Origin of the sequence: Mesorhizobium sp. M0633, from assembly GCF_040320645.1 — a bacterium.
GTDB lineage: Bacteria > Pseudomonadota > Alphaproteobacteria > Rhizobiales > Rhizobiaceae > Mesorhizobium.
This window is the reverse complement of sequence record NZ_JAMYQC010000070.1, coordinates 1-9,862: the sequence shown is the minus strand read 5'-3', so window position 1 is coordinate 9,862 and position 9,862 is coordinate 1. Positions and strand designations below refer to the sequence as shown.

The window sequence follows — 9,862 nt, the reverse complement described above, 5'->3', positions numbered from 1 at the left end:
CAGCCCCAACGACCGAAATCCAGCCCCCGCCGCGCGCCAGGCTGTTCGCAACCTCATTGTCGCACCACCCACTCTGGAAATGCCGGTAGTTCGAGGTGTCCAAATCTCACTTTTTTCTCCCTTTGGCGTTATTTTGGATGCACCCGAACAAAATAGGTATACTTCGCAAGCAATTCTAATCGTAAAGTACTTAATATAATATCGCCATACTTATTCCTAATAGCGCTGTGCAAATTACCAAAGAAAATACGATTCCGCGAATGCAGTTCTTCAAATCGTTTGCTCTTTTGTTACCCAATGTCATTGATCAGATTGCCTTTTCGAGTTCTGGGAGTATGAGGAAGAAGTCGCCGATGAGGACGTAGTCGGCGAGCTGGAAGATCGGCGCCTCCCGTCCCTGTTGAAGGCGACAATGACCTTCGAATCCATCTTGCCGGCAAGATGCTGGATGGCGCCGGATACGCCGCAGGCGATGTAGAGGTCGGGGCGACCACCTTGCGGTCGGGCCGACCTGCCACTCATTGGGCGCGTAGCCGGCGTCGAGCGCCGCGCGGCTGGCGCCGTCCGCAGCGCCGAGCTTGTCGGTGACGGGAGGGATGTTCCCGGAATTTCTCCGACGAGCCCACCGTGCGGCGCCCGAGATGATGATTTTCGCCGAGGCAAGCTCTGGACGTTCGCCGCCCGACAGCTTGTTCTCGACAAAGGCCGTCAGGCGGGGCTTGGCCGCGGCTGAGACCGTCTCGATAGGAGCAGAGCCGCCTTCGGATGCTGCTTGGAAGGAGGCCGTGCGCTGTATCACCCTCTTGGCGCCGGTCGACTGCGCCGTCTGTATTGCGTTGCCGGGATAGATCGGACGATTGAACGTGTCGGGCGTGACCACCTCAATGTTCTCCGACAGCTGCATCACGTTGAGCAGGGCCGCGAGTCGCGGCATCACGTTCTTGCCGGAGATCGTCGCCGGCGCGATGATCGTGTCGTAGCCGCCGGCGAGCGAAACGATGGTTGCCGCCAGCGGTTCGGCCAGCCGGTATTCCAGTTCGGCGGCTTCCGCGAGCAACACCTTGCGCACGCCCGCGAGTTTCGCGGCGGCGTCCGCGGCAGCCCTGGCGCCGTTACCGGCGACCAGCACGTCAACTCCGCGCCGATCTTCGATGCCGCCGACAGCGCCTTGGCGGCCTGATCCGACAGAGTCTGGGTATCGTATTCGGCGATGAGGAGAATTGCCATTCTTCGCTTCCTTCAAATTCCTTGTGCCCGTGATCCTGCCCCGAAAGTCTGCACCTTTCGGGGGCACGGGCTTACAATACTCCGGCCTCGTTCCTGAGCTTGTCGACCAGTTTGGCGACGCTCCTCACCTTGACTCCCGCCTTGGGGCCGCCGGTGCTCAGGAGGTCAGCCTTTCAAGCCATCGCCTTTCCGAAAGCATCCCTTCCAATGTTGAAACGTCTGGCTTGGTATAAATCAAGCCAGACGTTGCGTAGGCTGATTAAAGCGTTGCCGGCGGGGCGATGAGCCCCGCACCATCCAACAGCAGCTTTTGCTTCAAGATGCTCGTGGCCAGTAAAGCGCGGTAACGATCGACAACGCGTTCGCGATGAGCCGCATCATTGATCGCACTGAGCGCGCCGATCACAGAGGTAATCGCTTCGCTCGCGGTCCGAAGTTCCGCAAGCAATTCGGTATTTTCGGCCAGTCGAGCGACGTCGCTGCGTGTAACCTGGGCGATTCCGACCGGCGATTTAGATCATTGGAGATGTACCCGCCCGGAAGATCACCCTTGAGGTTGGTGACCAAACGATAGCGTATCGCATCGACCAGCTGGTCGACAGCCTGCTTGGTGCCGGCGACCCCGGTCGGATGGTCGGTATCCGCGGCCGCATGCGGGAGAAGCTCCAGCTTGTCGGCATCCTTCGGCAGCAGCGAAAGATAGGGCTTCATCGGGCCGGTCACGCCTTCGGCACCCTTGAAGATATCCGCATCGATGGCGGCATGCCGGACCTTGCCGGACGAAAGCACTTCGTCGAGCGCGGCAACGTCAACGAGTTCGCCGCGATCGTAGTTGAGAAGCACGGCTCGATCGTTGAGCGCGGTGAGGATGCTGCGATCGATCAGCCCGGCATTTGAGAAAGCGCCCGTGGCCAGATCCTGCCGGCCGAGGCCGAGGTGCACGGAGAGTACATCCGCGCCGCTGGCGGCGGCGACAGGCGTTTCCGCATAGTCGTAACCTTCGGCAAGGATATTGTCGCGATGCGCCGGACGGGCATAAATCACAACATTCATATGGAAGGCTTTGGCGATCCGGCCTAGTTCCCGGCCGATATTGCCATAGCCGAGGATCGCTATCCGTTTGCCTTCGAGCTTTTCGGTCGGATATTCTGCAAGGTTCTTGCCGGTGTCGAAGTCGCCTCTCACCACCCTGTCGTGCAGCGCGTCGACCGGAAGGTCGGGCATGACTTTGAGCAGAGCTTTGATAGCCATCTGCGCCGTCGCGCGGCTGTTGATGCCGGGGGTGTTCATGAGTGGTGCTTCTCCGTGCTCCCCGTTTGTCCCGCCCCATGAGGCGGACCCCATGTTGCCGGTTCCAGTGCCGATGCGCACGCCGCCGAGACGGAACTTTGCGCCGGCGGGAATGAAGGTGGCGGCGGCGATGACCGCATCGTATCGGCCGTCGCCGGCTTCGGCGAGAATTTCATCGGCGGTACTGAGGTGCGGCTGGTAGAAGAAATGAATCCGGCCGTCGTCGGCCGTATTCGCCGCCTTGATCGAGGTCTCGTGGAAAACCCCGCCCTTCTCGCCGATATAGGCGGCAAGCTCGCTATGATCGAGGCGCCCATCAGCACCGAAGCGCAGGCCGATGGCGTCGGCAATCAGCACCTTGACAGTCCCTTCACGCACGCCTTCGCCGGCATCGGCGCTGGACAGGGCATAATCGACCTTCCTCCCGTGCCGTTCCAGCTCTTCCTCCAGCACTACGATCTTGGCGCGGAGATAGGCGTATTTCAGGTTTTCGAGCAGCGCCGTGATGTCGGACGGCTCGCGAATGCCACCGACCCAGGCGCGATAATCGCCGGGCGTCCCAGGGAAGGCGTTGACATAGCGAGCGGCATCGAGACCCGTCTCGTGCTCGCCGTTCGGATGGGTGATGCCCTCGTAGCCGAGCAACTGCTTCGAGCGCGCGATAATGCGGGCGTGCAGGTCCGACGATGAGATGGCACCGTCATTGACCTTCAGGAGCGTGACGGCGGCGCCGCGTCGCTCTTCCTCGCTGACGACGAGGCTGAACAACGGGTTGCGGCCGACCCATTCGTTGACGACCTCGCGATTGGCGGCCGAGCGCTTGTTGAGCTCGATGACGGAACCGATACGCCGCTCCGTCTGCAAGAGGCCGAACGTCGTTTCGGCAAAGGCGAGTGCGCTGTAGGTGTTGATGACGCCGCCGAGCATCCGATCTTCCTGCGCGTCGTAGAACGGGCCGGCATCGACGGACCGCTTGCTGCTGAGCGGCTGTTTGGGATCGAGCGGCGGCGCGATTTTCAGTTGGCGCGGAATGGCCCAGCATGGATTGCTCTGGTTGCGCTCGATGAGGGCGAGGGCCGCCGGCGTGAAGGAAGCGACGAAATAGCCGGAGACGCCGCCGATCGCCTTCTGGAACGGCATGAAGAGGCAGCACTTGGCCATGACTGCCCGCACAGTCTCGGGCGACCATGGCATCGCACCGAGCATGGAGGTGGCGTCAAAGACGGCGTGCCGGTTTTCCGGATCACCGTCCAGCCAGGTCAAGAGTTCGTGGATTTCCTCGTTGGTGTAGGAGTTCGCGCCCGTCGTCTCGTGACCGACGCCGACGAAGACAGAAATGCCGAGGTCGGCAAGAGTCTTGGCAGATGGGATCGCGCCGTCCTTCCGAGCGAAATGGATGCGGCTCTCGTCGCCCTTCTCGGCAAAGCGGTGCATTTCGATGAGCTGGGTCGCCCACGACTGGCGGAAGAAGCCCGAGGTGTCGGCATCGCTGCCTTCGGGGCGCGGCGTGTCAACGTAAACGCGCTGGTTCGGGTCATTCGCGTTTAGGAGATGCTGGACGCAGACCGTATAACCGCTATGGCCGCCACCAAGGCCCACGGCGATGCGGTTCGACTTCGGGAACTCGAAGTAGCGATGGATCGCCCGCATCATGTCCAGAAGGATCTTGTCGGCCGGATAACCGCGATGCATGCTCCGCGACAGTTCCGCCGTGGTGAACGCTCCGACGTCTTTTCCGATGTCGTCGAACTTGCGATAGGTGCTCTCGATCCAGCGATCAAACTCGTAGCGGCGCAGCCGGCTGTCGACCTCGTCGGTCGTCGCGTCGGTTATAGGTCCCACGCCAAAGAATGGGTTCAATGGGATGGAAGGCGCGCCAACCCTCGTCTCTTCGAGTGCAGACTCGCGATGAGCAAGCAATTCGCTGTCTGAAATCATGAAGATCCTCCTTATCGGCCTGGGCAGCGAAGCAGTGCTGAGCCGTGGGACGTATAGTGTTGAAATCAATTGTCGCGTGGGCTACGTGATCGAACTATCCGATCCCGCCCCTCCCGGACCGTTAGGTAAACCGCTCAAGCCTGACTACCGGTAATATGCCCCGCTTACACCCGCACTCGATTAGCTCCTTGAAACAGATGAGAATCGGGACGCGACCCATTTAATGTTCGCCTCTTAGTAAAAGACTGCCTCTTTCTTATGAGCCGAGCCAAGAAAGACGACTTATTGGACTTTCCGAGGTGCACCAGAAGCTACTGTGCCGCTTGTCGAGCGACGGCGCAGGCAATCTCTAGCGCGTCTAGCGGCATAGGCACCAGCTCCGTCAGATCTGTTGCATGTGTTTCCAGGAATCCGGCCGCCGCGGCGGACGAAATGGACATCAGCATCGGCGGCTGGAAGGCGAACAGTGGCAGGGACGAAAGCCGCGCGCGCTCCTCCTCAAAGCTGCTCGGCTCATAAGTGGCTGCTATCTTCTGCGCGAGATCCGGGATCGAAAATGCGGTAGCTCCCGACAACTCGTAGCAGCGGCCGGCATGGCTAGCCGGATCGCCCAGCACAGCAACCGCCGCTTCGGCCAGATCCGATCTTGCGACTGCGGAAATCCGACCCTCGCCAAATGGCGTGGCAATCACCCCGCCGCGCGGCGCGGCGAGAGCGCCAATCAGTTCTGCATAGAGACCGTTGCGAAGGATGGTCCAGCCCATGCGGCTTGCCCGAAGCTCGCGCTCGCTCCAGCGATGAGCCAGGGCAAAGCCGAGATGATCGCTAGCATAGGTGAGACTCGTATAAACGACGTGCTTCACCCCCTGCGCGCGGGCAGCAGCCAGAACGGCACCATGCCGACGCATCACGCGATCGTCTTCGGCAGAGCCGGCCGAAGTCAGCAACATGGTCTCAACCCCGGCGAAGTCAAGCGCTTCAGGTCTGTCGAAGTCTATGTGCCGGTCAGCAGTGGCTGCTCTGCTGCCGGTGAGAATCGCAATGCCCTTCTGCCGCGCCCGTGCCACGATCTGCGATGCCAACTGGCCCGAGGCTCCGGTGATGAGGATCATGGCTCTTCCTTTCATGGATGTGTGGTGCTCAAAGCGCTCCAAGGTTATCGATGAAGACTCAGATCATTTTTCATTGGCCCGCCGGAGACCCGCTCCGACGTCTTCAGCTTCTGCTAACGGACGATGTCGCAGTCGGTTTCGCTGAGCCAGCCTGCTGGTCTTCCGTCTGACCTTTCGGGCGGTTGTCGCGGCAGAAGCGGCTCAGGCAAATCCGCAGCCATTAAGTAAAGCCACGGCCACCACGCGCAAGAACGTTCGCGGGCGCAAGGCATTCAGAACGACCTTTCCAGCACTACCGCGCGTCCCGGGCACACTTTAAGACGAATTTGCCCTTTGCCCCAACATCTCCTCACCGGAAATAGATTAACCCGCAGGTCGCAGAGATAGCCGGCCCCTTCACATCCTGGACCAAAGCTTGCCGCCGGTCGCCCAGTTGTTAGGCTCATACTCATCGAACACCACATGGATTTGTTCTGGCCTTAAGTTCATCTTGTCACAGAACAGCTTTGTGATCTCAGCCACCAATTGTGCTTTCTTATCGTCATCAGACTTGAACGTTTCGATATGGATTACGGGCATAGCTTGCTCCTTCGTTGCTCTCTGCCGAGCAGGTTGATAACAGAACATTGCCTCGACGATCTCCAAACCAAGGCCTGGCGCGGTGGAAGCGAGATTTGACCGTCTGTGATGCGAATTGCGCTCTATCATGATCACGTCGAGAGCGTCCTCGATCGTGTCCATCGGACATGACGTTCGCGCCTTCATTGACAAAAGCGTCGCTCAGTTGGAACGCAACGGTGCCGTTATCCCCGCGATCAAGATTTTGCGATTCATGAGCTCTTGTTCCCCCCACTCGTTCCTCCGAGGTCCAGAAGTCGATTAGTTTAATCTCCGTATTTTCGAAAAGCGGCACGCTATCCCGAGCAACCGCTCGCATCCTGTCCTTCATTTCCTCGGTCGGTCCGTAGTGCCGCAGTCGTAGATCATTGGCGTAGCCTTGCCTTCGTGAGTTTTGCCGCATGGCCGTAGATTCACGCGATTGGGAGTCGAACTAGGTCCTACTCAGGAGACGTTCGTCAAAAGGATAGTTTGAAAGCAACTCGTAGCCGTCGGACGTAACGAGCAATTGCTCCTCAAGCTTCACTCCGTCTGGTTCGCCGACGGCGCCAATATAGCTTTCAACACATATTACCATGCCTGCTTCGAGTGTCGCGTCATACGCTACCGGACCACGGAATGATGGTTTAACTTGCGGATATTCATCGCACATGCCAACTCCGTGTAGAACGCATGGGTAAGCCTGCTCCCGAAATTCTTCGGGCACCGGCCAAGCTGAAGCTTGCAGATCCTTCATGCTGACGCCTGGTCGGATAAGCTTCATGTTGGTCTGCAATTCGTCATACGCCAGTTGGTACAGTTGGCGCTGGCGCGCACTAGGCGGGTTCTTTCCGTAGTAGAATGTCCGTGAAACATCACAGAAATACCCAAATGGGCCCACCATATCGGTGTCAAATCCCACCAGGTCTCCCTCCTCAATGACTCGTTGGGTGGCTTCCTGGAGCCACGGATTAATTCGCGGCCCGGAAGCTAACATTCGTCCCTCATGCCAGCCGCCCTGGTTGGCGAGGTTGGTATAGTTGAGAAGTCCCCAAAGCTGCACTTCCGTTACGCCTGGCCCCATGCTCTCCTGCATGCGCGCAATGCCGTGCTCAGCGACGGCGCAGGCCCAGCGAATACACGCTATCTCGTCATCCGATTTAATGACCCGCGCGCCTTCCACGATGTCCACCGCATCAATTACCTCTAGACCGCGCTGCAGCAAAGCCTGGGTTATGCTCGGGTTCACATACTCCACCGCCACTTTGCGATTGGTGGTACCGATTTCGCTTAGGAACCCAACGATGTCGTCGGCGAGGAGCCTCGCGCCGTCCGCCAGTTCGTTGCCTCCTTCAAAAAACGAAATAGGCCTTCCGTGCCTTACACGGTCTGCAGAGCACGCGTTGCCAATACCCTGATGAAGGGTGATTGGCCCATCAAGAGGCAAAAAGAGGTATGTGACGGGAATATGCGACTGAAACAAAGGGTATGCATTGTAGTCCACCGCATAGCGAATGGTAATGGGGCTCACCAGGACACACATTGCAACATCAGCTTGGCGCATTGCCGCTCTTAGGCGCTCTTTCCGGTATCCATCGAGCCTTTTAAAGTCGATATCCGGCATTGGTCGAAACTGCCGCAGGTCGCTCCAGTTGTCGTGGAGTACGAGCGCATCCGGACCTGGTGATCCCAATTTGGAATTCGTCACAGAGCCCTCGTGCTTGTTGCGGCTATGCTGCTGATTAGCCCCGCAGAAATGTACGGTCGTGAGCTATAGGCAGCGGCGCACCGCACTTCAAATGAGTATTAGTGGCCGGCCGCATAACCAGGAGTCATGACCATGTCCAAGGGTCGTAAAAGGCTGCGCGAGGCCGTTATCGATGTCCAGCGCGCCATAACTTCAGGCTTGCCATCGAATAACTTGTTGGACGCTTCCAAACCCGCGGTATGAAGGCCCAGATCATTAGGCACGGCCGCCGGAAATACCCGGTCCGACGTCTTCAACTCCTGCAAACAGACAATGTCGTAGTCGGTTTCACTGAGCCACTTCAGGAGCACGGGAAGCCGGCCATTGACGCCATTCACATTGAAGGTTGCGATGCGCCTCATTTCGACCGTTTCATCTTTGGATCGGCCAGACGAGCTCGCCCGCCCGACCGCTCGGTGCTTGAGGTGGCCGAGTCGAGAACGTCCGCGACGGCATCCTTCTTCGCGCGAGGAAGGAGCGTCATGACGAGAATGAAGGCCGAAAGCACCAGGCACACTCCGTTGGTGATGATAAGGGGCCATTCGTTCTTCAGAATTCCGAAGATCAGCCAGAACGCAAGTCCCAGCACGTAGATGGCGTACATCGGTGCTGAAATGCTGCTCGTGTCCCGGGTTTTGATGATCTTCCAGACTTGCGGGGTAAAGCTGGTCATCGAGCATAGAGCTGCGAGGTAGCCAATAACCGTGACCCAATCCATGTGCGAGATTGCCTGCTGGATTTTCCGTTTAACCCTTTCGCGTGGTTGTCGCGGCAAGAGCGACTCAGGCTAGTCGGCGGCCCCAAATAAAAACGCTCAACGGCACTGCGACATTCCGCTCGGCGTGACTTCGTTCCCCTCCGCGGGCGCAAGGCATCCTGAGCCATCCGAGCCGGATGAAACGGATGTGTTATCCTTCATTGAGCCCTAGTATGTCGTGCTTGCAATGCCTGCCAAGCTGCGATGCAGGAATACTAGACAGCGCCTGATCGAACTTCAAATGAGTATTATTGGTGGGCCGGATAACCAAGGGTCATGACCATGTTTACAGATCAGTTTCACCTCGGTTGGAGCCGGCCCCAACGCCATAACTGTCTCTGATCTCTCCTGAGGGCCTGGCTGGCACGGAATCGCCATCGACGTCCAACGCGCGTCATGACTTCAGCTTGTCCGCCGCATGACTTTTTGGACGCTTGCGGACAGCCGTATGCCGGCATAGATCACCAAGCAGGCCGCCGGAATTAACCGCCAAGCCTCATCACTTTTACTGGGCAATTGAAACTATGACGCACTCCAAGAAGGTTGTTATCGTGACTGGCGCGACGTCGGGGATAGGGGAGGCCATCGCAGAGGCCTTCGCCGCGACAGGGGCGTCACTCGTATTGGTCGGCCGCGATCGGGAGCGGGGCAAAAGAGCCTTGGAGTCGGTTCAGAAACTCGATTGTCCGGCCGAATTGATGCTAGGCGATGTCGCTGACTCGGCCTTCGCCGACCACGTGGTTAATTCCAGCGTAGAGCGGTTCGGAAAGGTCGACGTTTTGGTGAACAGCGCCGGGATCATCCGGCGTGGAAGTGCCGTCGATACCACGGATGATGATTGGCGCCAGACTTTCGACGCCAATGTCAGCGGTGTGTTCTACTTCAGCCGCGCCGCGGTGAAGGCCATGAGGAAAAGCGGCGGCGGCAGCATTGTCAACATAGCCTCGAATGTGGGGTTGGTTGGCTGTCCCGGGCTGGTCGCCTATTGTGCATCGAAGGGCGCGGTCGTTTTGCTGACGCGAGCCATGGCCCTTGACCACGCCAAAGAGCAAATCAGCATCAATGCCGTCTGCCCCGGCGCCGTGGATACGCCCATGCTTGTGTCGGGCCACAGCCAGCCGGTTACTGCCGACGAGGTCCTCCAGAGGAACATCGATGCAATACCTCAAGGTCGCGTGGCTACGCCGAAGGATA

6 protein-coding genes and 4 pseudogenes are annotated in these 9,862 nt (G+C 58.7%); 1 reads left to right on the top strand and 9 read right to left on the bottom strand.

All coding sequences use genetic code 11. The features are described 5' to 3' along the window. Nucleotides 1-300: 300 nt before the first annotated feature. From NKI47_RS35315 to NKI47_RS33950, 9 genes and pseudogenes are all read right to left on the bottom strand, one after another. Complete coding sequence (locus NKI47_RS35315; protein ID WP_502898125.1) at nucleotides 301-522, bottom strand: FAD-binding protein; 222 nt, start codon at nucleotides 520-522, stop codon at nucleotides 301-303. Nucleotides 523-553: 31 nt separating this feature from the next. Next, nucleotides 554-1,129: pseudogene (locus NKI47_RS35310) on the bottom strand (electron transfer flavoprotein subunit alpha/FixB family protein); the annotation flags it as partial. 169 nt (nucleotides 1,130-1,298) lie between these two features. Further along, a pseudogene (locus NKI47_RS33980) lies at nucleotides 1,299-1,376 on the bottom strand (electron transfer flavoprotein subunit beta/FixA family protein); the annotation flags it as partial. Nucleotides 1,377-1,486: 110 nt separating this feature from the next. Then, a pseudogene (locus NKI47_RS33975) lies at nucleotides 1,487-4,455 on the bottom strand (NAD(P)-dependent oxidoreductase). 311 nt (nucleotides 4,456-4,766) lie between these two features. After that, nucleotides 4,767-5,567, bottom strand: coding sequence for an NAD(P)H-binding protein (locus NKI47_RS33970; RefSeq protein WP_352595998.1), 801 nt, complete (start codon nucleotides 5,565-5,567; stop codon nucleotides 4,767-4,769). A 396-nt stretch (nucleotides 5,568-5,963) separates the two neighbouring features. Next, nucleotides 5,964-6,308, bottom strand: a complete 345-nt coding sequence (locus NKI47_RS33965) for a tautomerase family protein (RefSeq protein WP_352595995.1) — start codon at nucleotides 6,306-6,308, stop codon at nucleotides 5,964-5,966. A gap of 310 nt (nucleotides 6,309-6,618) precedes the next feature. Continuing rightward, nucleotides 6,619-7,788: a M24 family metallopeptidase gene (locus NKI47_RS33960; RefSeq protein ID WP_352595992.1), complete on the bottom strand. Its 1,170-nt coding sequence runs from the start codon at nucleotides 7,786-7,788 to the stop codon at nucleotides 6,619-6,621. Nucleotides 7,789-8,135: 347 nt separating this feature from the next. Next, nucleotides 8,136-8,273, bottom strand: a pseudogene (locus NKI47_RS33955) (endonuclease/exonuclease/phosphatase family protein); the annotation flags it as partial. Then, nucleotides 8,270-8,629 (bottom strand): SemiSWEET family sugar transporter, encoded by a 360-nt coding sequence (locus tag NKI47_RS33950; RefSeq protein WP_352595989.1) that lies wholly within the window; start codon nucleotides 8,627-8,629, stop codon nucleotides 8,270-8,272. The gene NKI47_RS33950 and the pseudogene NKI47_RS33955, both read right to left, overlap by 4 nt. 563 nt (nucleotides 8,630-9,192) lie before the next feature. Here NKI47_RS33950 and NKI47_RS33945 point away from each other — a divergent pair. Then, nucleotides 9,193-9,862 (top strand): SDR family NAD(P)-dependent oxidoreductase (locus NKI47_RS33945; protein WP_352595986.1); only part of this gene is annotated, 670 nt, incomplete at its 3' end.

Excerpts from the sequence above, each read along its gene's own strand:
- NKI47_RS33960 (WP_352595992.1), bottom strand. The coding sequence starts at position 7,788 with ATGCCGGATATCGACTTTAAAAGGCTCGATGGATACCGGAAAGAGCGC.
- NKI47_RS33970 (WP_352595998.1), bottom strand. The coding sequence starts at position 5,567 with ATGATCCTCATCACCGGAGCCTCGGGCCAGTTGGCATCGCAGATCGTG.
- NKI47_RS33950 (WP_352595989.1), bottom strand. The coding sequence starts at position 8,629 with ATGGATTGGGTCACGGTTATTGGCTACCTCGCAGCTCTATGCTCGATG.
- NKI47_RS35315 (WP_502898125.1), bottom strand. The coding sequence starts at position 522 with ATGAGTGGCAGGTCGGCCCGACCGCAAGGTGGTCGCCCCGACCTCTAC.
- NKI47_RS33965 (WP_352595995.1), bottom strand. The coding sequence starts at position 6,308 with ATGGACACGATCGAGGACGCTCTCGACGTGATCATGATAGAGCGCAAT.